The 23,313-nt window shown below is 61.4% G+C and carries 19 protein-coding genes; 12 read left to right on the plus strand and 7 right to left on the minus strand.

Annotated features, from left to right (window positions below):
• Window positions 1-75: 75 nt before the first annotated feature.
• On the minus strand, window positions 76-1,452 hold the full coding sequence (locus WIR04_RS08310) for an amino acid permease (protein ID WP_307764868.1): 1,377 nt from the start codon (window positions 1,450-1,452) through the stop codon (window positions 76-78).
• A 358-nt stretch (window positions 1,453-1,810) separates the two neighbouring features.
• Between WIR04_RS08310 and WIR04_RS08315 the strand changes: the two genes are divergently transcribed.
• Window positions 1,811-2,101, plus strand: coding sequence for a hypothetical protein (locus WIR04_RS08315; protein ID WP_374048947.1), 291 nt, complete (start codon window positions 1,811-1,813; stop codon window positions 2,099-2,101).
• Window positions 2,102-2,210: 109 nt separating this feature from the next.
• On the opposite strand, the gene ppsR is transcribed toward WIR04_RS08315, so the two are convergent.
• Window positions 2,211-3,023 (minus strand): posphoenolpyruvate synthetase regulatory kinase/phosphorylase PpsR, encoded by an 813-nt coding sequence (gene ppsR, locus WIR04_RS08320; protein ID WP_307764866.1) that lies wholly within the window; start codon window positions 3,021-3,023, stop codon window positions 2,211-2,213.
• Between the two features lie 308 nt (window positions 3,024-3,331).
• Here ppsR and ppsA point away from each other — a divergent pair, with 308 nt between their 5' ends.
• The 3 genes from ppsA to WIR04_RS08335 all read left to right on the plus strand — a co-directional run bounded on the left by ppsA (window position 3,332) and on the right by WIR04_RS08335 (window position 7,562).
• Window positions 3,332-5,704: a phosphoenolpyruvate synthase gene (gene ppsA / locus WIR04_RS08325; RefSeq protein WP_338891843.1), complete on the plus strand. Its 2,373-nt coding sequence runs from the start codon at window positions 3,332-3,334 to the stop codon at window positions 5,702-5,704.
• A gap of 771 nt (window positions 5,705-6,475) precedes the next feature.
• Window positions 6,476-6,877 (plus strand): winged helix-turn-helix domain-containing protein, encoded by a 402-nt coding sequence (locus WIR04_RS08330; protein ID WP_338891844.1) that lies wholly within the window; start codon window positions 6,476-6,478, stop codon window positions 6,875-6,877.
• Window positions 6,867-7,562, plus strand: coding sequence for an EAL domain-containing protein (locus WIR04_RS08335; RefSeq protein WP_080675154.1), 696 nt, complete (start codon window positions 6,867-6,869; stop codon window positions 7,560-7,562). The genes WIR04_RS08330 and WIR04_RS08335 overlap by 11 nt, the downstream gene beginning before the upstream one ends.
• A gap of 167 nt (window positions 7,563-7,729) precedes the next feature.
• Here the strand turns inward: WIR04_RS08335 and WIR04_RS08340 are convergent, their stop codons facing one another.
• A complete protein-coding gene (locus WIR04_RS08340; RefSeq protein ID WP_025327359.1) occupies window positions 7,730-8,191 on the minus strand; it encodes a serine protease chaperone in 462 nt (153 codons plus the stop codon).
• A gap of 18 nt (window positions 8,192-8,209) precedes the next feature.
• Window positions 8,210-10,087 carry a S8 family serine peptidase gene (locus WIR04_RS08345; protein ID WP_338891845.1) on the minus strand — a complete coding sequence of 626 codons (1,878 nt, stop codon included), beginning with the start codon at window positions 10,085-10,087 and terminating at the stop codon, window positions 8,210-8,212.
• A 302-nt stretch (window positions 10,088-10,389) separates the two neighbouring features.
• Here WIR04_RS08345 and modF point away from each other — a divergent pair, with 302 nt between their 5' ends.
• Complete coding sequence (modF, locus tag WIR04_RS08350; RefSeq protein WP_338891846.1) at window positions 10,390-11,856, plus strand: molybdate ABC transporter ATP-binding protein ModF; 1,467 nt, start codon at window positions 10,390-10,392, stop codon at window positions 11,854-11,856.
• A 228-nt stretch (window positions 11,857-12,084) separates the two neighbouring features.
• Here the strand turns inward: modF and WIR04_RS08355 are convergent, their stop codons facing one another.
• Both WIR04_RS08355 and WIR04_RS08360 read right to left on the minus strand, forming a co-directional pair.
• Complete coding sequence (locus WIR04_RS08355) at window positions 12,085-12,624, minus strand: hydrolase (protein ID WP_338891847.1); 540 nt, start codon at window positions 12,622-12,624, stop codon at window positions 12,085-12,087.
• A gap of 84 nt (window positions 12,625-12,708) precedes the next feature.
• A complete protein-coding gene (locus WIR04_RS08360; protein ID WP_338891848.1) occupies window positions 12,709-13,095 on the minus strand; it encodes a VOC family protein in 387 nt (128 codons plus the stop codon).
• A 336-nt stretch (window positions 13,096-13,431) separates the two neighbouring features.
• Here WIR04_RS08360 and WIR04_RS08365 point away from each other — a divergent pair, with 336 nt between their 5' ends.
• Window positions 13,432-14,253, plus strand: a complete 822-nt coding sequence (locus WIR04_RS08365) for a MetQ/NlpA family ABC transporter substrate-binding protein (protein WP_025327353.1) — start codon at window positions 13,432-13,434, stop codon at window positions 14,251-14,253.
• Between the two features lie 58 nt (window positions 14,254-14,311).
• Here the strand turns inward: WIR04_RS08365 and WIR04_RS08370 are convergent, their stop codons facing one another.
• Entirely contained in the window at window positions 14,312-15,034 is a 723-nt protein-coding gene (locus WIR04_RS08370) for a phosphatase PAP2 family protein (protein ID WP_338891850.1), read from the minus strand.
• Window positions 15,035-15,327: 293 nt separating this feature from the next.
• Here WIR04_RS08370 and WIR04_RS08375 point away from each other — a divergent pair, with 293 nt between their 5' ends.
• From WIR04_RS08375 to folC, 6 genes are all read left to right on the plus strand, one after another.
• A complete protein-coding gene (locus WIR04_RS08375; RefSeq protein ID WP_338891852.1) occupies window positions 15,328-16,449 on the plus strand; it encodes a 4-phosphoerythronate dehydrogenase in 1,122 nt (373 codons plus the stop codon).
• Between the two features lie 155 nt (window positions 16,450-16,604).
• Window positions 16,605-17,621, plus strand: a complete 1,017-nt coding sequence (locus tag WIR04_RS08380; RefSeq protein ID WP_111911552.1) for an aspartate-semialdehyde dehydrogenase — start codon at window positions 16,605-16,607, stop codon at window positions 17,619-17,621.
• Between the two features lie 315 nt (window positions 17,622-17,936).
• A complete protein-coding gene (locus WIR04_RS08385) occupies window positions 17,937-20,030 on the plus strand; it encodes a FimV/HubP family polar landmark protein (RefSeq protein ID WP_338891855.1) in 2,094 nt (697 codons plus the stop codon).
• Between the two features lie 147 nt (window positions 20,031-20,177).
• Window positions 20,178-20,987 carry a tRNA pseudouridine(38-40) synthase TruA gene (truA, locus tag WIR04_RS08390; protein ID WP_025327348.1) on the plus strand — a complete coding sequence of 270 codons (810 nt, stop codon included), beginning with the start codon at window positions 20,178-20,180 and terminating at the stop codon, window positions 20,985-20,987.
• Between the two features lie 118 nt (window positions 20,988-21,105).
• The gene (gene accD, locus WIR04_RS08395) at window positions 21,106-21,969 is read left to right on the plus strand and encodes an acetyl-CoA carboxylase, carboxyltransferase subunit beta (protein WP_025327347.1); all 864 of its coding nucleotides are present in this window, start codon (window positions 21,106-21,108) and stop codon (window positions 21,967-21,969) included.
• A 2-nt stretch (window positions 21,970-21,971) separates the two neighbouring features.
• The gene (gene folC / locus WIR04_RS08400) at window positions 21,972-23,228 is read left to right on the plus strand and encodes a bifunctional tetrahydrofolate synthase/dihydrofolate synthase (protein WP_338891858.1); all 1,257 of its coding nucleotides are present in this window, start codon (window positions 21,972-21,974) and stop codon (window positions 23,226-23,228) included.
• Window positions 23,229-23,313: the final 85 nt, after the last annotated feature.

The raw sequence follows: 23,313 nt of genomic DNA on the forward strand, positions 1-23,313 counted from the left end.
CGCCCATGCCAGGGGAGCTGACGCATAAAAAATGCCGGTCACTGACCGGCATTTTCGCAAGAGGCGCGGGGAGGATTAGCCCAGATTGGTGGCGACCCGTTCCTGGCGCTTCTGCTTGAACAGATAGCCCAGACCCAGCACCAGTACCCAGGCCGGGATCAGCTCGACCGAGATGCGGGTGCCGTCGTTCATGTACATGATCACCAGGATGGCGGCCATGAAGGCGAGGCAGAGGTAGTTGCCAAAGGGGCTCCAGAGCGCCTTGAACTTGGTCGTCACCCCTTCGGCAGCCTTGACCTTGCGGAACTTGAGGTGCGCGAGGCTGATCATGGCCCAGTTGATGACCAGGGCGGAGACCACCAGGGACATCAAGAGGCCGAAAGCTTTGCCCGGGATCAGGTAGTTGATCAGCACGCACAGCAAGGTGGCCGCTGCCGATATGGTGATGGCGGTCAGGGGAACACCGCTCTTGTTGGTCTTGAGCAGGGCCTTGGGACCGTTGCCTTGCTTGGCTAGGCCAAACAGCATGCGGCTGTTGCAGTAGACACAGCTGTTGTAGACGGAGAGCGCGGCAGTCAGCACCACCAGGTTCAGCACGTTGGCCACCAGGTTGCTGTCGAGAGCATGGAAGATCATCACGAAGGGGCTACCGCCTTCGACCACCTTGCCCCAGGGGTAGAGGGAGAGCAGCACGGTCAGGGCGCCGATGTAGAAGATGAGGATGCGGTAGATCACCTGATTGGTGGCCTTGGGAATGCTCTTCTCGGGATTGTCCGCCTCTGCCGCCGTGATGCCGACCAGCTCCAGACCACCGAAGGAGAACATGATGAAGGCCATGGCCATTACCAGGCCGCCCACCCCGTTGGGGAAGAAGCCGCCCTGGGCCCACAGGTTGCTGACCGTGGCCTCGGGACCGCCGGTGCCGGAGAACAGCAGGTAACCACCGAAACCTATCATGCCGAGGATGGCCACGACCTTGATGATGGCGAACCAGAACTCCATCTCGCCGAACGCCTTGACGTTGGAGAGGTTGATGGCGTTGATCAGCACGAAGAAGAAGGCCGCCGACATCCAGGTCGGGATCTCGGGCCACCAGTACTGCACATAGATACCGACCGCCGTCAGCTCCGCCATGCTCACCAGCACATAGAGCACCCAGTAGTTCCAGCCGGAGGCGAAGCCGGCAAAGTCACCCCAATACTTGTAGGCGAAGTGGCTAAATGAACCGGCCACCGGCTCTTCCACCACCATCTCGCCGAGCTGGCGCATGATGAGGAAGGCGATAAAGCCGCCGATGGCGTAACCAAGCAGCACCGAGGGGCCTGCCATCTTGATGGTGTCGGCAATGCCGAGGAACAGGCCGGTACCTATGGCACCGCCCAGTGCGATGAGCTGGATGTGGCGGTTTTTCAGGCCGCGCTTGAGCTCTTCGCCGTCTTGTTGAAGATCCATTCTTCCTTCCTTACGTCGCTGAATTCACTCGTCTCGCGCCTCGTCTGCCATGGCACTTCCTGTGCCCGGCACGGCATCTTGTGCCGAAAACGTGACGAAATCCGTATTAATATCGTTACGGTTTGCCGCGCACTGTTTTTTGTAGCGGCTACCAACCCGAGCAGAATAGTGATAATCGACCGCTCGTGCACCTGTTTTCCTCATCATTGGTTTGCTTTGTGGCCAATGTTCAGGTTTTTCATGATCTGGGAAGGGGTTTTGGAAGTGATTGCTGGTTTTGTGATCAGTTGATTTTGGAGCTATTGACCTGGCGGTGGTTTGATGTGCTAGTAGCCCTTTTCAAGGAAGGACTCATATGATCGAAGGTATTGTCGGTGGCTTGCTGCTCGTCACGCTCTGGCTGGGGATCTGGCTCTCCCCTATGTTGTTGACCATGGCAGCGACCTGCTTGATGGTCTGGGGATGGCAGGGGGCGGATTATCTGGTGAACAACATCGCCATGGTGCTGACGCTCGCCGCCGGGCTTGGCCTGCTACCCGCCTGCTGGTTGAGTGAGCGGGTACGCAAACGCCACGGTTTGCTGCGTTTTCATGGCATCTTGATGAACAACCGGGAGCTCAACAAGCCCGGCTCCCGTCCTCGCCCCTGATCCTCATGACGCCGAGGGATCTGCCGGCGTCATTTCTCCCTGTCTTGCTGTCTTATTATCTTGCCACTCGCCAATCTGATAGTGCTTGATATGGCTATTTTCATGCGGGCTAGCAGAGTTGGCGGCGAAGGCCGGTTGCCTCCAGGATCTTGGCGCTGATCTCCTCCACCGAGTGGGAGCTGGTGTCGAGGAAGCGGATCGCCTCCTGGCGGAACAGCCGCTCCACGCTTGCCAGCTCCTGCTCGCACTGCTCGAGAGAGGAGTAGCGACTGTTGGCGCGGCGCTGGTTGCGGATCTCATGCAGCCGCTGGGGGGCTATGGTGAGGCCGAACAGCTTGTGGCGGTTGGCCTTGAGCGGGGCGGGCAGCTCCAGTGAGCCCATGTCCTGCTCGATGAAGGGGTAGTTGGCGGCACGAATGCCAAACTGCAGTGCCAGATAGAGGCTGGTCGGCGTCTTGCCGCAGCGGGAGACCCCGATGAGGATGATGTCAGCCTCGTCATACTCCTTGGTGGTGATGCCGTCGTCATTGCTGAGGGCGAAGTTGACTGCCTCGATGCGATCGTCATAGAGCTTGCGGTTCTCCATGCCGTGGGTGCGATGGAGCCTGGGCTCGGCCTTGATCCCGAGCTCCTGCTCGAGGGGGCTCACGAAGGTGTTGAGAAAGTCGTGGCTGCTGGCCTGGGCCTTGAGCACCTCTTCCCGCACCAGGGGGTCGACTATGGTGTGAAACAGTATGGGGCGCACCCCGGTCTGGCGAAATTGTTCATCGATGCGGGCCCGCACCTGGCGCGCCTTTTCCAGGGTCTCCACGAAGGGGATGGTGACCTGTTCGAAGACCAGTGGAAACTGGCTCAACACGGCATGACCGAACACCTCGGCGGTGATGGCGGTGCCGTCGGATACATAGAATACGGTGTGCACAGCGGACTCCTGTGGTGTGCTCCTGGGGGGTTGCGAGCAATCAGTATCTCTCGAAACCATATCTCTTTTGTCAACAGGTCTGCCATTCCCAAGTTGTGAACTCGCTTGCAAACCTGAGTCGTTACCTTTTTGTGTCGGTATTGTAGAATGCCTGTGTCAAACGGCCATCCCCAACTCTTGCTCGGGGATTTTTTTGACAATAAGTAGAAAACGTTTTCATGGTCGTTGGCAACAGACACTAACAAAAACACACGACTTGGCACAGCTGGTGCGTTGACACCCTGGCCCACCAACCTGGAGACATGCAAATGCAACAGTACGTACTTTGGTACGAACAGCTCGGTATGCAGGACGTAGAGCGCGTCGGCGGCAAGAATGCATCCCTTGGCGAGATGATCAGCAACCTCTCCGGTGCCGGCGTGTCCGTGCCGGGCGGCTTTGCCACCACCGCCTTTGCGTTTAACGAGTTTCTGGAGTTAAGCGGCCTCAACGGCAAGATCCACGACCTGCTCGACAGCCTGGATGTGGACGACATCGCCGCCCTCAACCGGGCCGGTCAGCAGATCCGTGACTGGGTGGTGGACGCCCCCTTCCAGCCTGCGCTGGAACAGGCGGTGCGCGAGGCCTATGACAAGCTGAGCGCTGGCCTCGAGGCTTCCTTTGCGGTGCGCTCCTCCGCCACCGCCGAAGACATGCCGGACGCCTCCTTCGCCGGTCAGCAGGAGACCTTCCTCAACGTGCGCGGCATAGACTCTGTCATGACCGCCATCAAGCATGTGTTTGCGTCGCTCTTCAACGATCGCGCCATCTCCTACCGGGTGCATCAGGGCTATGACCACAAGGGTGTGGCGCTCTCGGCCGGGGTGCAGCGCATGGTGCGCTCGGATCTCGCCGCCTCCGGCGTCATGTTCACCCTGGATACCGAATCCGGCTTCAACGACGTGGTCTTCATCACCGGCGCCCAGGGCCTGGGAGAGATGGTGGTGCAGGGGGCCGTCAACCCGGACGAGTTCTACGTCCACAAGCCGACCTTGAAGGGCGGCCGTCCCGCCGTGGTGCGCAAGACCCTCGGCTCGAAACTGATCAAGATGACCTACTCCGAGGATGCCGGCCACGGCCGTCAGGTGAAAATCGTCGACACCTCTGAGACCGAGCGCAGCCGCTTCTGCATCACGGATGACGAGGTGATGGCGCTGGCCAGGCAGGCCCTCATCATAGAGCAGCATTACGGTCGCCCGATGGACATCGAGTGGGCCAAGGATGGTCAGGATGGCAAGCTCTATATCGTCCAGGCCCGTCCGGAAACTGTACGCAGTCGCCAGGAGGCGAACACCCTCGAACGTTTTGCCCTCAAGCAATCCGGCAAGGTGCTGATCGAGGGGCGTGCCATCGGCCACAAGATTGGCTCTGGCCCGGCGCGGGTCATCTCCTCCATCAGCCAGATGGACGAGGTGCAGCCAGGCGATGTGCTGGTCACCGACATGACGGATCCGGACTGGGAGCCCATCATGAAGCGGGCCTCGGCCATCGTCACCAACCGGGGCGGCCGCACCTGCCACGCCGCCATCATAGCCCGTGAGCTCGGCATCCCGGCCGTGGTCGGCTGTGGCGACGCCACCGACCGCATCGAGGCGGGTCAGCTCATCACCGTCTCCTGCGCGGAAGGGGACACCGGCTTCATCTACGACGGCGAGCTCGACTTCGACGTGGCGGTGACCGAGGTGGGCAACATGCCGCGCCTGCCCATCAAGGTGATGATGAACGTCGGCAACCCAGACAGGGCCTTCGACTTCGCCCAGTTGCCCAATGCCGGCGTGGGTCTGGCCCGTCTCGAGTTCATCATCAACCGCATGATAGGGGTGCACCCCAAGGCGCTGCTGGAGTTTGACAAGCAGAGCCCGGAGCTGCAGGCCACCATAGCCAAGATGATCGCCGGTTACGACAGCCCCCGTGAATACTACGTGGCCAAGCTGAGTGAAGGGATCGCCACCCTGGCCGCCGCCTTCTGGCCGGAGCGGGTCATAGTGCGGATGTCGGACTTCAAGTCCAACGAATACGCCAACCTGGTGGGGGGTCGTGGCTACGAGCCCCACGAAGAGAACCCCATGATCGGCTTCCGGGGCGCGTCACGTTACATCGCCGACAGCTTCCGCCCCTGTTTCGCCCTCGAGTGTGAGGCGATGAAACGGGTGCGCGACGTCATGGGGCTGACCAACGTCGAGGTGATGATCCCCTTCGTGCGTACCGTGGGCGAGGCGGAGCAGGTGGTGGAGATCCTGGCGGAGAACGGCCTGCGTCGCGGCGAGCGGGGGCTGAAAGTCATCATGATGTGCGAGCTGCCCTCCAACGCCCTGTTGGCGGACAAGTTCCTCGAACACTTCGATGGCTTCTCCATCGGTTCCAACGACATGACCCAGTTGACCCTGGGGCTGGATCGGGATTCGGGCCTCATCGCCCACCTGTTCGATGAGCGCAACGAGGCGGTCAAGGCGCTGCTGGCGATGGCCATACAGGCCGCACGCAAGGCGGGCAAGTACGTAGGCATCTGCGGCCAGGGCCCGTCGGACCACCCGGACTTCGCCGCCTGGCTGGTCGAGCAGGGCATAGATTCTGTGTCGCTGAACCCCGATACCGTGGTCGACACCTGGCTCTATCTGGCCGAGCAGAATAAGGCAAACTGAGCCAGCACAGGCAGTACCCTACCATAATCCATGACGGCACCTTCTCGGTGCCGTTTTTTATTACCAATATGGTGCTGTGTTGATGATTCCTTCATGCAGATGAAACCGAAAGCCTTATTATGACTTGGCTCAAATAAGCACTGGCGGTCAACAGATCAAGCAGTGACCCCCTCTATTATCCATTTGCAATGGATAATAGAGGGGGCGTTCAAAAATAATACGGGTTCTTATCGGTGACGAAGGCCCGCAATTAGAGTCATGTCATATCTTGCTCGGGATCTCAGATTGGCTCATCCATAGCGATGGCCTATCTTCATGGCAGAACTTAAAATAATCCCTCTTCACATGAGCAGGGCGCTGTCATCATAAGGTCGCCCGATAGCCGAACTCCCAATCCAAAATACACTTCTAATCAGCTGATATAGCAATTTGTTTGGTCAGTGAAATATATAGAGTCATGGTGCTGCCTAGAGCGTTTGCACCACCATAAAACTCAACAAAATTAAAAAAACTAGTTTTTTATGCTTGGCATGTTGATTTTATGGTTGATTATATCGACTCATTAGGGGCTTTTTGTGATTTACCTCTTCATATGGGATTGAAATTAAACGGTTTTCATTATTTGTGGATAAATTATTTTATTATCATTAATTCACCTGCTGGTTCTGTGAGAATGATGTCATTCAGCCTAACCACAGTAATTGGGTTGGTAATGACAGTTCTCAGCGAGGGCGTAGAGTCATCAGTTACTGATTAACACGGAGGCTGCTCATGCTTGAGTTGGAAATGATGAGAGGGCGTGCGGTAACAACATGCCTAATCAATAAAGATAGAAACGTCATTGTAGATTTAGACAATGGCACATTCACATTCCTTTTTTTTGCCGGAACGGATCAGCTGCAAGTTATAAAAATGGGGACGCGAGAGGCAGGGGTTTTAAGGTACCTGGTCCGTAATAGTGGTTATCTGGTATCAAAAGATGAAATCCTTAATAGTGTCTGGCATGGGAGGATAGTATGTGAAAATACGGTGTCTGTGGCGCTATCAAATATCAGGAAATTATTAAGGAGAGTTGATCCAGACTGCCGCTGCCTGGTGACCGTTGCTCGCGCCGGGTACATATTTTATCCATATCGTTCAGGATTCACTATCGAGAATAGCAATGACATTTAAGACAGATAATAAAAACCATCAGTATATAAAGCACACATTGGAACCTATCGTTGAGCTCAATGCCGGCAACATACTGTCATTCGAGATGGTATCCTATACTGCCAACCGGATGGTATTGGATGAGCATTATTTCTGCAACGCAGAACGCCGGGCCCTGGTCTCTCTTTTCATACGTCAACTGGAGTTCTTCCAAAAACTGAACCGACATGACGAGCATCTCTATCACACGGTATTTATCAATGTAGAACCCGCGGCATTCAACGAGCTGATCTCATGGGAGGATTTTCTGCCATTCGTGCTGCAGTTCAACATCAACATTGAGTTTGATAATGAGGCCGTCAGCAACGGCATCCCTGACGAAACGATAAAAAATGTATCGCAACTCAGAGAGTTAGGAGTGAAATTCTGGATAAGAAACGCAGATGAGGCAGTGCGTAGCCTCGCAGATGAGCTGCAGAATGCTTTTGATGGCATCAAAATAAATAAGCGCTTCTTCTGGCAATGTTTTAATCGCAATGATACCACCTTTATCGAACATGTGGCCGCCATATGGGGTAGCGAAAGCGTCATTGTCGAGGGTGTCGAAAATAAACATCATCTCTCTTTTGTAAAAGCGCAGGGCCTTGTTCAGGGGCAGGGTTTTCATTGGCGAGCAAGGCTGTTACGCCATACCACCTGGCATTAATGAACTGACCACGCCGAACCAATAATAGAACCTAATCTCTTACTCTCTATATGGATGTATTATCGCCGGGTGGGAATTGGCGGATGAGGTTGCTGCGGCGGCGTAGCTAATGACGAGGGGGCCAATGGCCCCCTCGATGAGATGACGCTTTCAGTGCGAGGAGCGCTTCACCTGGGCTGCTGTTCGGCGCCAGCCAGTTCGATCTGCACCTTCACGCCTTCCTGCTTGAGCCGGGCGCTGATGGCGTTCAGATCGGTGCCGGGTTTGGCCTCCAGCAGGGCGATGCCGCCACTGCTCTGCTTGAAGCTCAGACCGTGGCGCGTGGCCAGTGCCCTGGCTTGAGGCTCGTCGGCTTCGATCAGCAGGGTACCGCTGACGGTGAGCTCGGGGCTGGCGACCCCTTGCAGCAAGACGTCACCGCTGCGCAGGCCAGGTTGTGCCGCCTTGCCATCCGGGCTGCGGGCGACGCGCCTCTTGCTGCCGTTGTCCGGCGTGAGGTAGGTCTGACCGTTCACCTCTATGGTGCTGTACTGCTTGCCCTCGATAACCACCGACTCTTCGGCCGTGGCCTGAGCGGAAACCGAAGCCAGCAGGCTTGCCAGGGCAAGGCTGAGTAAGCTGTGTTTCATGTTGTGACTCCTGTGCGATTAGAGGGAAGCTGCTTCATGGCCGATCACCCGCAGGGACCAGTTGAGCAGTTGACCCGGCTGGCTGTTGTTGCGCTCGGTCAGGGTTGTGCGGGCGTTGGTGCTGCGATTGAGCAGCGAGACCTGACGAGTGCCGCTGGCGACGTCGGTCACCGCCAGCTGCCACTCGCCCTGGGCCGATTCACCGTAGAACTTGTGAGAGAGCATGCGCATGTCGCGCAGCCCCTTGGTGCGCACATAACCCAACTGCTGCCGGTCGAGGGATTGCCCCACCAGGCTGCTGTTGGGGTTGAGCAGCACGCTGCGGGTGCCGGAGGGCGAGACGAGCTCGATCAGCAGATCGGGCAGTCGCTGGTGATCCAGACTGACCTGCACCTGTACCGCTTCCACCGTCAACGGCTGACTGACCCGGGTGCTGGAGGTGGTCGGGTTGCTGCCCAGATCCGGGATGGCGCCCGCGGCGCGATCCTGCACCGTCACCTTCTGCCACGGCAGCTGTACCAGCGCCGGCAAGGGGGTGTGCGTGGCGGCGCTCGCCAGAGCCTTGTTCACATCGATGAGGCCAAAGCCATAGGTCGGGTTGAACCAGATCCCGGCGGCGTTGCGCTCCCAGCCTTCCAGCCCTGTCACTCTGCGTTGCTGACCATTGACGGCTGTGTAGCTCAGTGTTACCGCTGCCTGGTTGGCATCGATGCGGGTGGCGTTGCGTGCCAGCAGATCCCGCAGATCCCGCACCGACAGGTCCGGATAGGCTGACATCAGCAGCGCCATGGCGCCAGCGGTATTCGGAGTGGCCGAAGAGGTGCCGTTCATGGTGCCGTTGTAGTCGCAGCTGGCATCCAGCGCCGGGTTGCCGTGCAGCCGGTTGGCGCTCTGACGATCGGTACGGTTGTAGCCCATGTCGCAGCCGGGCAGATCCGTGGTGACCATGGCCGGTGAGGCGGTGCCGTACTCGCCGCCCGGGGCCGTCAGGAAGACGTTGCTGCCGACGCTGGAGTAGGAGGAACGCACGCCGTCCGCGTTGCTTGCACTGACCACCAGGTTCCAGAAGTTACTGTTGGAAGGGTCTATGTTGCTGTTTTCAAACGGCAGTCTGAGCTCGCCGCCGATGCGGTTGAGCACATAGTTGCCGGCGGCAATGCGGCTGAAGCCGTTGCCCGCGGCCTTGATGTAAGCGGCCCCTTGCGCCTTCAGGGTCATCTGCTCGAACAGGCGATCCAGTTGCACCTGGTTGAGATCGCCGGCTCCCTGGGGGTCGACCAGGCTCATGCCGTAGCTCTGGTTGAAGACGCGGTTGTCGCGGCTGGCCTGGCTGTTGCCGAGGGCATAGAGCCAGTCTTGCTGCAACTGCTGGCTATTGTCGTCGAGCAGGTTGAAGCCTTGCAGCTGGGCACGGGGGGCCACGCCCCGGGTGCCGATGGCGTTGTCGACCGCGGCTATGATGCCGGAGACAGAGGTGCCGTGGGCACTGTCCGGATCGGTTGGCGTCGGATCGTCGCTGCCGGTTACCACGTTGCGCGAACCGGGCCGGACGTTGTCGGCGAGATCCGGGTGGGCTATGGCCAGGCCGTCGTCCACGACGGCCACATTGATCCCCTGGCCGAGCACCTCTGTGCGATGGGCCCACCAGAGGTTGAGGTCATTGCCCGCCACGCCGCCACGGGCACTGAAGGCATGCTGGCCACTGTTGAGCAGGTGCCACTGCTGGTCCTGCAAGGGGTTGATGCCGGGCAGACAGCGCTGTGCGCTGGTGCGGCCGGTATCCATGTCGACTTCTCTGCCGGTGAGGGGGGTACAACTCTCGGCAGCCTGAGCCGAGACGACAGGCAGGGCCGAGAGCAGGGCCGTGATTGCCAATGCTAACGATGTTTTTCTCATTGATAAACTCCATCTTAAGGGCGCACCGTCCGAGGTGCGACGGGCATCTATACATGAGAAAAGACGATTCATAAGGCTCTCATTTCGGAGTTGAGAGGGGGCTCAAAGAAATCTCATTTGAGCCCATATGGGGGTATCAATGGGGCTGATTACGTGTTTTATTGAGAGTAATTCGCATTCAATGCTAATGTTCTTTTTGTCGATAGGATGCCTGTTGTCAAGCGCCCCTCACCACCTGACATGGCTGCCGCTGGTCGCTATCCCTGTTAAGGTAAGGGCAAAACAGCACTCAGGACGGATCCATGACTCTTTTGCAGTGGCAATCAGCCAGCTTGGCTCTTCACGGCGACCAGACCCTCTTCATCCCCGATCTCACCCTGGCGCCTCAGGCATGCTGGGCCTTTGTCGGCAGCAACGGCAGCGGCAAGACGGCCCTGGCCTCTGCTTTGTGTGGCGAGCTGGCCGTCCGTGCAGGGGGGGTGACCGGCCGGGTGAGGGCCGAGCGCCTCTCGTTTGAGTCGCAGCAGCGGCTGGGGGAGCTGGACTGGCAGCGGCGCAACACCGACATGCTGGGGGAAGAGGAGGAGGCGGGCTATCGGGTGTCGACCCTGATGCTGGAGGAGGGGGGAGAGGAGGCGCAAGCCCGATCGCTGCTGGCGCGCTTCGGCATCGAGTCCCTGTGGGATCGCCCCTATCGCCATCTCTCGAGCGGGGAGGGGCGCAAGCTGCTGCTGGCCCGTGCCCTGCTGGGTCGGCCCGAGCTGCTGGTGCTGGACGAGCCGTTCGATGGCCTGGATCAGGGCTCGCGCAGGGATCTGATGTCGCTGCTGGCGCAATTGGTGGCGCAGGGGCAACGTCTGGTGGTGATCGTCAACCGCTTCGACGAGATCCCCCCCTTCGCCAGTCACCTCGGCCTGCTCGGGGAGCGTCGCCTGCTGCTGGCGGGGGAGCGTGACGCCGTGCTCGGCAGTCAGGAGGTGGCCCAGCTGGCACGGGCCGAGGGGCAGAGTCCGCAGCTGCCCCCTCCGCTCCAGGCACCCGCCCCCCTGCCCGTCGGCCCCCGGGTACAGATGCGCGCCCTGCGCGTCGCCTACGGGGACCAGGTCATCATCGACGGGCTCGACTGGACCATTGCCGAGGGGGAACACTGGCAACTGGTGGGGCCCAACGGCGCCGGCAAGTCGACCCTGCTCGCCCTTATCACAGGGGATCATCCGCAGGGGTACAGCAATGATCTGCGCCTGTTCGGGGTGCGGCGGGGCAGCGGCGAGAGCATCTGGGAGATCAAGCGCCACATCGGCCTGGTCAGCCCGGCCCTGCACCTGGACTATCGCGTCCATTGTTCGGTGCAGACGGTGATCCTCTCCGGCTTTTATGACTCCATCGGCCTCTATACCCGCCCGGGGGATCGCCAGCTGGCGCTCGCCAACCAGTGGCTGGCACTGCTGGGGCTAAAGGATCAGGGGGCGCTGCCCTTCCACGCCCTCTCCTTTGGTCAGCAGCGCCTGGTGCTGATTGCCCGAGCCCTGGTCAAGCATCCGCCACTGCTCATTTTGGATGAGCCCCTCCAGGGGCTGGATCCCTTGAACCGTCATCTGGTGCGGGAGATGGTGGTGCGCCTCATCGGCGAAGGCACCCAGTTGCTGTTCGTCTCCCACCACCCCGAGGATGCGCCCCCCGGCCTCACGCACCGCTTGAGCTTTGTACCCGACGGCGACGGTGGTTATGGCTATGTGCAGGAGAAGCTGGGGAAGGGGGAATCATCGTGATTGGCCCGGGTCTCGGTGCTCTTTATGGGGACGGCGTTGGCCACCCCTCGGGAAGGAGTGGAGGGTAGCCCAGGAGCAGCCAACAGAGTGCATAAAAGAGCATGGCACCAATCCATATCCAACCCAGATAGAGGCGGGTTGCCGCCATGCCGATGATGGTCACTACCAGTGCGACCAGGAAAGCGGCCACTCCGAACATAAAAGGCGCCATGTTATCCATCATGGCGCTTATCTCACCAGGGCCAGGATCTCCCGAAATGCCGGATGGCGGCAATCTCCCATCAGCTCGTAGAGGCACATCTCCACCGAGGTGAGGGATGCGCCCCGGGCCGCCAGCTGGCTGATGGCGAGATCCCGGTTGGCGGCGGTGCGGGATGACGTTGCGTCCACCACCAAAGAGACCCGGGCGCCGCTTGCCAGAAGCCCCAGCACGCTCTGGTAGACGCAGATATGGGCCTCGATGCCGCACACCAGCCAGTGACTGACCCCGGTTCCGGCGAGGGCATTGGCGACCGTCGGCTCCCCCAGGGCGCCGAAGCTGAATTTCGGCAGCACAAGGGCGCCTGCCTGCTGCGGCTGCAACTCGGGCACTGTGGCCCCGAGCTTGTCCGGGTTCTGCTCCAGCCAGACAACCGGCAGGTCCAGCGCCTTGGCTCCCTGCACCAGTCGGGCCGTGTTGGTGATGAGCGACTCGCTCCCCTCGACCAGACGGGCCAGCTTGCCCTGGATATCGACGACCAGCAGGCCGGTATCGCGGCGTTCAAGCATGATTTTCTCCTTTGTTTGTGGCGAGTTTCCTTGCACCGAGGTCAACGACGCCGGGCTTCTGCTGACAAGCTGCACGGCGCTTCTTCACGGGCTCGCCATGCCAGGGGGTTCAAGGCAGGCCAGTGCCTCTATGTTGTTGCCGTCCGGATCGCGCAGGAAGGCGGCGTAGTAATTGGGGGCATAGTGGGGGCGCAGCCCCGGCTGCCCGTTACAGGCAAAGCCGGCCCTGACGCCAGCCTGGTGAAACTCATCCACCTGCGCAGCGGTGCTTGCCGCGAAGGCGAGATGGCAGGGGGCACCCTGTTCGCCCCGCTCTATCAGGAAGCCCACCTTGTCGTGACCAACCAGGCCGAAACCTGCGGCGTCTTTGTCTGCCCATTTGAGTTCTATCAAGAGGGGCGCCAGCACTGTGCCGTAGAAGCGTCGGCAGTCGTCGAAGCACACCACCTTGATTTCAACATGATCGAACACTGTCACTCCTTGTGCTGTCTGGGTGCTGGGCAGGCTCTAGGCACCGTTAGCGGATCCCGTGATGATGGGTATCGAATGACCACAATAAGCCGGTTGTGTGTCAAGGGGGGAGAGTGCAAGCAGCATAACTGCGTGCTCTGTCAAAGATTTCTCATCAAGGGGCCGGATGGGCTTTGCCTCTCTTTGGCCAAGCTTGCCCGGTTTTGTTGCTTGGCGAAGGGGAAAAGCTCTGTTATGGTGTCCCTAGTTAGCCATTTGGATGGCTAGATGGTTGTGGTGTTCGCCTTCGACAGGTCACCCGACCCACCGTTTTGATCATGTCTACAGGGAGTTTCTATGCAGCGTCGTTCCTTCTTCACCCTCTCCGCCCTTGCGCTGCTCGCCAGCAGCCTGCCGCTGTCAGCCTTTGCCATCGATGAGGCGAAGAAAGAGATAGTGATAGGCACCACTGTCGGGGACTTTGCCGACATGGTGACCGACTCCATCAAGCCGCAGCTGGAGGCCAAGGGCTACAAGGTCAAACTGGTGGAGTTCACCGACTACGTGACCCCCAACATCGCCCTGGCGGACGGGTCGCTAGACGTCAACTGCTTCCAGCACAAGCCCTATCTGGACAGCTTCTCCAAAGACAGGGGCCTCTCCCTGGCCCCCATCACTCAGGTGCCGACCGGCCCAATGGGGCTCTATGCCGGCAAGCTGGGGGATCTCAAGGCCCTGAAAGAGGGGAGCACAGTCGCCATTCCCAACGACCCCACCAACCAGGCGCGGGCCCTGCTGATGCTGCAGGACCTGGGCTGGCTTACCCTCAAAGAGGGGATCAACCCCCTCAAGGCGAGCGAGTTTGACGTGGTGAGCAATCCCCACGACATCAAGCTGGTGCTGCTGGAGGCGGCGCAACTGCCTCGCTCCCGTGAAGATGTGGACTTCTCCGTCATCAATGGCAACTTCGCCGCCTCGAGCGGGATCCCCTTCAGCACAGGTCTCTTCCTCGAGCGCAGCTATGACTTCATCAACTGGGTGGTGGTCAAAGGGGCCGATGCGGACAAGCCGTTCGCCAAGGATGTGGCGGCCGCCTACAACTCCCCCGAGTTCAAGGCCTATGCCGCCAAGCGCTTCGTCGGCTACAAGTACCCCCAGGGCTGGCAGAGCCAAGGCTGAGGGCAGCACCTGCGATAAAAAAACGGGCACCAGGGTGCCCGTTTTTTATCTGGGAGAATCAGTAGTGGTGCAGCCACCAGCGGGCGGCGACGAGGGCGGTGAGGCTGCCAAGCAGGGCGCTCGCCAGCACGTCCAGGGGCCAGTGCATGCCGATCAGGGTGCGCGACAGGCCGATGCCGATGGCCCAGAGTGGCAGCAGCCAGACCCCGGCGGGGGCCCGGGCCAGCCAGATCAGCCCGAAGAACTGGGCCAGGCTCATGGCGGCTATGCTGTGGCCGGAGGGGAAGGCGTAGTTCACCTCCGTCTGCCAGTGGTGGCCTAGCCAGGCGGGCAGCGCCAGCAACTGGGTCGCGGCGTGGACCTGTTCACTGCGAAGTGTACTGCTGCCGGCATAGAACTGGCGGATGGCGGGGATAAGCTCCTGGCTCTCCAGCCAGAGCAGATAGGGTCTTGGCTCCTCGGTCAGCAGCTTGATGAGGCTCTTGATGATCCAGTCGCTCGCGAGCGCGGCAAAGAGGGCGCCCGCGAGGGCCAGCAGGGCGGTGTGGCCGAGCGTCAGCTTGTGTCGGGTCAGCAGCAAGAGGGCGGCGATGGTGATGGCAAGGCCGGGCAGGTCCACCATGCGGGTGAGGGCATAGGGCCACCAGAGCCAGTCCGATTGCAGGGCACTCGTCATGAAGGGCTGCCAGGGCAGGCAGACGAGCAGCAACAGCGGCAGCAGCAGTATGGCGTTGAAACCAAGTACCCGGCGGCGTGGCAACGAAGAGGCATGAGTCGGCATGAGAGGGCTCGTAACAGGTGCGCATGACAGGGGCGGATGATAAGGAGGCGTCATTGTGCCAGCCAGGCCCCCCTGGTCAAGCCGGGGGGCGCGAGGGCAACATGTTGTTACATATGAGTGCTGTACCTCATCCATGGATGCCCGGGAAGCCCCTTCGATGCCCTGGCGCTCTGTGCCCTTAAGAGAGCGGCGCACTCTTTGCCCATGGCAGCCCGAGAACAAGTCTCTGAAAATTCGGCCCGCTTGGGCTAGAATGGCGCGCCTGTGGCCGGTAGTGGATGAGAAGATAGCCGATGAAGATCGTCGTTGATGAAAATATGCCCCATGCCTGCGAGCTGTTTGCCGAATTTGGCGAGGTCGTCCCCCTGCCTGGGCGGCAGATAGGGGCGGCGGATCTGCAGGATGCCGACGTGCTGCTGGTGCGCTCGGTGACCCGGGTCGATGCCGGGCTGCTCGCCGACTGCCCGCGGCTCGGCTTCGTCGGCACCGCCACCATAGGCACGGATCACATAGACACCGCCCTCCTGGCCGAGCGGGGCATACCCTTCTTCAGCGCCCCCGGCTGCAACAAATATTCGGTCGGTGACTATGTGCTCTCGGCCCTGCTGGTGCTGGCGGAGCGCCATGAGCTCAGCCTCGATCAGATGAGCCTCGCCGTCATCGGCGCCGGCAACACAGGGGAGTGCGTGGCGGGCAAGGCAGAGGCGCTCGGCATGCGGGTGCTGCGCTGCGATCCGCCGCGGGCACGCCTGGAAGGCGCTGCCGGCTTCGTCGACTACCCCACGGCACTCTTGGCCGACATCGTCAGCTTCCATGTGCCCCTGACCCGCGAGGGGCAGGATGCCACCTTCCACCTGATGGGGGAGCGGGAGATCGTGGCGCTGCCAAAGGGGCAGTTCCTTATCAACGCCTCCCGGGGGGAGGTGTGGGACAACCAGGCCCTGCTTGCCCGTCAGTTGGGTGACGAGCCATTGCGGCTGGTGATGGATGTGTGGGAAGGGGAGCCTGAGCCGCTCGCCGCCCTGGTGCCCCATACCGAGATTGCGACCCCGCACATCGCCGGCTACAGCCTGGAGGGCAAGGCCCGCGGCACCTGGATGCTTTATCAGGCGCTCTGCCAGCAGCTTGGCCACATGTCACGCCAGGATCTGCAATCCCTGCTGCCCGCCCCCGAGGTGCGCGAGCTGACGCCCGGTCAGCCCGCCGATCAGGGGCTGATCAAGCAGCTGGTCCACCTCATCTATGACGTGCGCCGGGACGATGCCCGCTTTCGCAACCGGATTGGGGTGCCCGGCAGCTTCGATGGGCAGCGCAAGGACTACCCGGAGCGGCGCGAGCTCTCCTCCTTGCAGGTCAGCGGCCCCTTCGCCTGCGACAGGCTGGCCCGGCTGGGCTTTGCCATCTCGCAAAAATAAACCGGAATTCATGCGGGGGGCTTCGATCACCAGATCGGGGTCATCCGTCTCGGCCCGGCACCCTGCCGGCCGACCATCAGACAGATCACGCTTGCCACCCCTGATGCCGACCCGGTCGGCATCATCGGCGGGCAATATCACAGGAGAGAACATCAGTGAGTCAACAATTCAACGTAGCTGTACTGGGCGCGAGCGGCGCCGTGGGTCAGGCCATGATCGAGATCCTGGAGGAGCGTGCCTTCCCGGTCGCCACCCTCTATCCCCTGGCCTCCAGCCGCAGCGCCGGTGACACTGTGCGCTTTGGCGGCAAGAACATCGAGATCAAGGATGTCGAGGAGTTTGACTGGAGCCAGGTGCAGATCGCCCTCTTCTCTGCCGGGGCCGAGGTCTCTGCCAAGTGGGCGCCGATTGCCGCCGAGCAGGGCTGCATCGTCATCGACAACACCTCCTGCTTCCGTTACGACGAAGACATCCCCCTGGTGATCCCGGAAGTGAACCCGGATGCCCTGGCGGATTTTCGCAATCGCAACATCATCGCCAACCCCAACTGCTCCACCATACAGATGCTGGTCGCCCTCAAGCCCCTGCAGGACGAGGTGGGCATAGCCCGCATCAACGTGGCGACCTACCAGTCCGTCTCCGGCTCCGGCAAGGAAGGGGTGAGCGAGCTGGCCGGCCAGACCGCCCATCTGCTCAACGGCCGTCCGGTGGAGCCGACCCTCTACCCGCAGCAGATCGCCTTCAACCTGATCCCGCAGATCGACAGCTTCACCGACAACGGTTACACCCGTGAAGAGATGAAGATGGTGTGGGAGACCCAGAAGATCCTGGGGGATGCCAGCATAGCCGTGAACCCCACCTGCGTGCGGGTGCCTGTCTTCTACGGTCACGCCGAGGCGGTTCACGTCGAGCTGCACCAGCCGCTGGACGCCGAGCAGGTCAAGGAGCTGCTGCGCAATGCCCCGGGTGTCACCCTGTTCGAAGACGATGCCGACTACCCGACCCCGGTGCGCGACGGCACCGGCAAGGACGAGGTGCTGGTTGGTCGGGTGCGCCAGGATATTTCTCATCCGAGCGGTATCAATATGTGGATCGTGGCCGATAACGTTCGTAAGGGCGCGGCGACCAACAGCGTGCAGATCGCCGAACTGCTGGTGCGCGACTACCTCTGAGTCCGTTTTGCGGCCTGTGGCGGGGAGGGAACCCCGCCCGAGGAGGTGAGCCAGGGTCCCGGGGTGTGACCGGGGGCGCACTCTCCGGTTTTAAGAATGTCGCGTGATATCAGTGGACTAGGTTTTTTTCTACACTCGGGTTCAGGTCTGGGACTCATGTCTGGCCTGGATCGGGCTCGTGCCTGATAGGCGCCGGACGCGAAATATGTCGGATCGCTGGCTTGAGACCGGCGCCTGATTTATATTGAGCCGATTGTTTTGGGGTAACTATCCAGATTTTTCAATGTGATAGGGCCATCATACGAAGGAACGAATATGGGACATTCCCGCATAACGCTGGCAACGCTACTCGCATTGGGTCTTCTGGGCACGGCTCAGGCCGATGAGGCGGGGCGAGAGCCTTTCTTTGTCGAGCTCAAGGGTCCGGACGGTGCCGCGCCTCCTGTCGTTCAACCTCAGGCCCAGCCCGTGGCACCGGCCCAGCCGGTTCCCAGGGCTCAGCCCATAGTGCGTCAGGCGCCCAGCGCGTCGGCTGGCAGCTATGGCCCTGTCCGTTCTACCGATACCCTCTGGAGCCTGGCGAGCAAACATCGCCCCTCCAGCCGGGTGACCGTCTACCAGACCATGGTGGCGATCTATGACAAGAATCCCAAGAGCTTTGCCGACGGCAACATCAACCACATCCTGGTGGGATCCCGCATTCTGCTGCCCAGCGCCGCCGAGGCGGGGCGCATCACGGACGCCGAGGCCCGTCGCCGCTTCAACAGCGACAACGCCAGCTGGAAAGGGCTGAGCCCCAAATACCTGGCCGAGAAGCAGGCCCATCCGGTGGCGACCAAGCCGGCGGCCAGCGCGCCGGTCAAGGCCGTGGCCAAGGCGGCCCCCATTCCGACGGCCGCTCCCAAGGTGAGCGCACCCCAGGCGGCCACCGAGGTGACGGCGATCGCCAAGGCGGTCGAACCGGCCCCGGTGGCGAGTGCCGCCGCGTCAACCGCTGCCCCGGCCCCCTTGCCGGTCAGTGCCGCAACCCTGGTGGGCAAGCCCTCCACCGAGATGGCGCTGGCGCTGGAAGATGCCAACGCCCAGCTCGGTCAGGTCACAGAGATGAACCACAGGCTCAAGTTGCGCTTGCAGTCCCTGACCGAAGAGGTGGAGACCCTCAAGGCCCAGTTGCAGGATCAGACCGCGCTGCAAAAAGAGGTGGCGGAACTCAAGGCCAAGCCGGTGCCGCCCGTGGTGGCCCCCGAACCCAAGCAGAACTGGGTGATGGAGCTGCTCGCCTCGCCGCTGAACCTCGCCATGATCATTTTGCTGCCTGTGCTGCTGGTGCTGGCGCTGGTGACGCTCTGGCTGCGGGCCCGCGCCCGCCGCGAGCTGGAAGAACAGGAGAAGAGCCTGTCGGAGTCCACCTCCATGGTGATGGGGGAGGAGAGCAGCGAGTTTGACCAGCTGATGACGGTCGGCATCGCCGATGACGAGCCCATGCACCCCATGCCGGATCTCAATGGGCCGGGTGAAAATGGCAGTCAGGAGGGGGCCAAGTCCCCGACTGACGTCATCTTCAGCGATGATGAGATGGCCCTGTCCGCCTTCGATGTGGAGCCTGCGGTGACGACGGCCAACCGGGATCCGGATCTGGTGCCCGAGCTCGATCTGGCCCACGAGGGAGACTTCGGTCTGCCGCTGGCCCCTGAGCTGGATCTCTCCGGCGAGTCCGAGGCCAAGGCCCGGGCCAGCGACGAGATCATGAGCGAGGAGGAGCTGCAAGCGGCCCTGTTCGCCGAGCTGGATGCCGATCTCGAGGCCGATCTCAGCCAGGCGCAGGAGCAGGGCAGAAGCCAGCGCGATGCGGCGCTCGCCAACTTCGATCTCAGCGATCTCGAGACCGACTTCCACGAGCCTGCCACCGACACCTCTGCCCGGGGCGACGACGCCTATGGCAAGGATGATATCGATGACATGCTGGCCGAACTCGGGCTGGAGCCCACCAAGTCGGCGGCGCCGGCCTGGGATCCCAACGAGCTGGCCCTGGCCGACTTCGAGGATGCCTTCACCGAGGTGGAGCCCCATCAGGGCGATCTGAAACCCCGTGAGCAGGCGCAGGCGAACGACTACGTTGAGATAGACAAACTCCTGGCCGAGGCCAACGCCAGCAGCACCGAGCAGGAGCCCTACCAGGGCTTCTCCCTGGACGTGGGGCTGGATGGCTTCCCCGAGGTGTTGCCGGAGTCTAACGGGTTCGATGTGGATGCCGACGACGGCGGGGTGGGGGCCAAGCTGGATCTGGCCAGGGCCTACCTCGAGATCGACGACAAGGAGAGTGCCCGCGAGCTGCTGCAGGAGGCGGCGGCCCAGGGCAGCGAGCACCAGCGCAGCGAAGCCGAGAAGCTGCTCAAGCGCCTGGGGTGATCACCTTTGCCGGTGATGAACACAGAGGGCAGCCCGCGGGCTGCCCTCTTTCATTCTGGTCGCCGGTACGAACTGGGACTTTTCGGCCCAAGGGCGTATAATCCAGCCCGTTTCTTTCATCCTTTCCCCACAAGACAAGATTCATCCATGCGAATTGCCCTAGGTATTGAATACGACGGCAGCCGGTATTTCGGCTGGCAGCGTCAGCGCGAAGTGATCAGCGTGCAGGCCGAACTGGAAAAAGCCCTCAGCCGCATCGCCAACCACCCCGTCTCCATCCAGTGCGCCGGTCGTACCGATGCCGGGGTGCACGCCACCGGTCAGGTGATCCATTTCGATACCGAGGCGAACCGCGCCGAGGGTGCCTGGACCCTGGGGCTCAACTCCAACCTGCCACCTGACATCGCCGTGCGCTGGGTCAAGGAGGTGGACGAGCGCTTCCATGCCCGCTTCAGCGCCACCGCCCGTCGCTACCGTTATGTCATCTACAACCATAACTATCGCCCGGCCATTCTCGGCAGCGGCGTCAGCCACTACCACGAGACCATAGACGCCGACCTGATGCACCAGGCGGGCCAGAGCCTGCTCGGGGAGCACGACTTCAGCACCTTCCGCGCCATCGCCTGCCAGTCCAACACCCCCTGGCGCAATGTGACCCACCTGTGCGTCAGCCGCTCCGGCCCCTACATAGTGCTCGACATCAAGGCCAACGCCTTCCTGCACCATATGGTGCGCAACATCACCGGCTCCCTGCTGCTGGTGGGGCAGGGCCTCAAACCCGTGGAGTGGATAGCCGAGGTGCTGGCGGCCAGGGATCGCAATCTGGCGGGGCCGACCGCCAAGGCGGGAGGGCTCTATCTGGTGGACGTGGATTACCCGGCCGAGTTTGCCCTGCCGCAGTTGCCGCTCGGCCCGCTGTGGCTGCCGGACTCGGCACCGGGTACGACCAGTTTTTAGTAACTGGGCCCGAAAATTTGTGGTTTAATGATCCGTCATTTATTGCCATCGAGCCGTAAGTCATTGAACAATCAAGGCCCGATGCGTTTTGTCAGGCACAAAAGCATTAAGGAATTCCATGAGCTGGCTTGAGAAGATCCTTCCCAAGAGCAAGATCACTACACCGCGTCGTCACAACATTCCGGAAGGGGTGTGGACCAAGTGTACCGCTTGCGAACAGGTGCTCTACCGGGCAGAACTGGAGCGCAATCTCGAAGTGTGCCCCAAGTGTGATCATCATATGCGGATCAGCGCCCGCGCCCGCCTCGAGAGCTTCCTCGACGAGCAGGGCCGCACCGAAGTCGGTGCCGAGCTGGAACCGCAGGACATCTTGAAATTCAAGGATTCCAAGCGCTACAAGGATCGTTTGTCTGCCGCTCAGAAAGAGACGGGAGAAAAAGATGCGCTGGTGGTGATGAAGGGGACCCTCAAGGGGGTGCCGGTCGTCGCCTGTTCATTCGAGTTCTCCTTCATCGGTGGCTCCATGTCCTCCGTGGTCGGCGCCCGCTTCGTGCGCGCCGTCGAGGAGTGCATCAAGGAAGGCCGCGGTCTGGTCTGCTTCTCCACCTCAGGTGGGGCGCGGATGCAGGAAGCGCTCTTCTCCCTGATGCAGATGGCCAAGACCAGTGCGGCGCTCGATCGCCTCACCAAGGCGGGCCTGCCCTTCATCTCTGTGCTGACCGACCCCACCATGGGGGGCGTCTCCGCCAGTCTGGCCATGTTGGGTGACATCAACGTGGGCGAGCCCAAGGCGCTGATCGGCTTCGCCGGTCCCCGCGTCATCGAGCAGACAGTGCGCGAGAAGCTGCCGGAAGGCTTCCAGCGCTCCGAGTTCCTGCTGGAGAAGGGCGCCATCGATCTCATCATCGACAGGCGCGAAATGCGCAACCGTCTGGCCGGCCTGCTGGCCAAGCTGATGAACACTCAGGTCATCGAAGACTGAACATGAGTTCGCACATGCAACAATCTCAAAGCCGGTCGCTGGTCGACTGGCTTTCTTATTTGGAACAGATCCACCCGGTCAACATCGACATGGGGCTGGAGCGGGTCGGTGCCGTTGCCCGGCGCATGGGTCTCACCCAGTTGCCGTTCAAGGTGATCACGGTGGCGGGCACCAACGGCAAGGGTTCCTCCTGCGCCATGGCCGCCAGCATACTGATGGCCGCCGGTTACAAGGTAGGGGTCTACTCCTCGCCGCACCTGCTGCGCTTTACCGAGCGGGTGCGTATCGACGGTGCCGAGCTCTCTGACAGCGAGCACTGCGCCGCCTTTGCCGAGGTGGAAGCCGCTCGCGGCGAGATTGCTCTCACCTTCTTCGAGTTTGCCACCCTGGCGGGCCTGTGGCTCTTCTGCCGCGCCGCGCCCGATGTGCTGCTGCTGGAAGTGGGGCTGGGCGGCCGGCTCGACGCCACCAATGTGGTGGAGTCCGATGTGGCCATGATCACCTCCATCGCGCTCGATCACTGCGACTGGCTCGGGGATACCCGGGAAGCGGTAGCGGTGGAAAAAGCGGGTGTCTACCGCCCAGGCAAACCCGCCATCAGCGGCGAGCCCAACCCCCCTGCGACCATCGCCTCAGAGGCGCAGCGCCTCGGTGCCTGCCTTCGTCAGGTCGGCCGCGACTTCCACGGCGATGAGCACTCTACCGGTTGGGATTACCACGGCCTGAATCACTGGCTGGGGCTGCCCAAACCGGCCCTGCCGCTGATGAACGCGGTCACAGTGCTGGCGGCGCTGGAGTCCCTCGGCCTGCCATTGGCGGAGTCCGCCATCCGTGAAGGGCTGGCCAATGCCCGGCTGGCGGGGCGGATGCAGCGGCTGCAAAGCGAGCCGCTGGTCATCGTCGATGTGGCTCACAATCCCCATTCGGCGGCTTATCTGGCGAGCCAGCTGCGCCAGATCCCCGGCACAGGCAAGCGCCGCGCCGTGGTCGGCATGCTCAAAGACAAGGACATGGCGGGGTCGCTCGCCGAGCTCGATGGCCTCATCGACCAGTGGTTCCTGGCAAGTCTCACTGGTCCGCGCGCCGCCACTGCAGAGCAGCTTGCCGCCGCTCTCGGGGACGGGCAGGGCCCGGCGGCGACCTTTGACGGCGTGAGCGCGGCTTATCGGGCTGCCCTGGCCGCATCGAGTCCTGATGATATGGTCATCGTCTTTGGTTCGTTTTACACTGTCGCCGACGTGCTGGCGGCGAGCGCCTGAGCCGTTTCTGAGCATCATGGGGCCAGCGACACGGGCAGGGAGCTGCCTGGCGCTGAGGTTTCAAAACGGAATGGCGTGAGGGGCC

Origin of the sequence: Aeromonas rivipollensis, assembly GCF_037811135.1 — a bacterium.
GTDB lineage: Bacteria > Pseudomonadota > Gammaproteobacteria > Enterobacterales > Aeromonadaceae > Aeromonas > Aeromonas rivipollensis.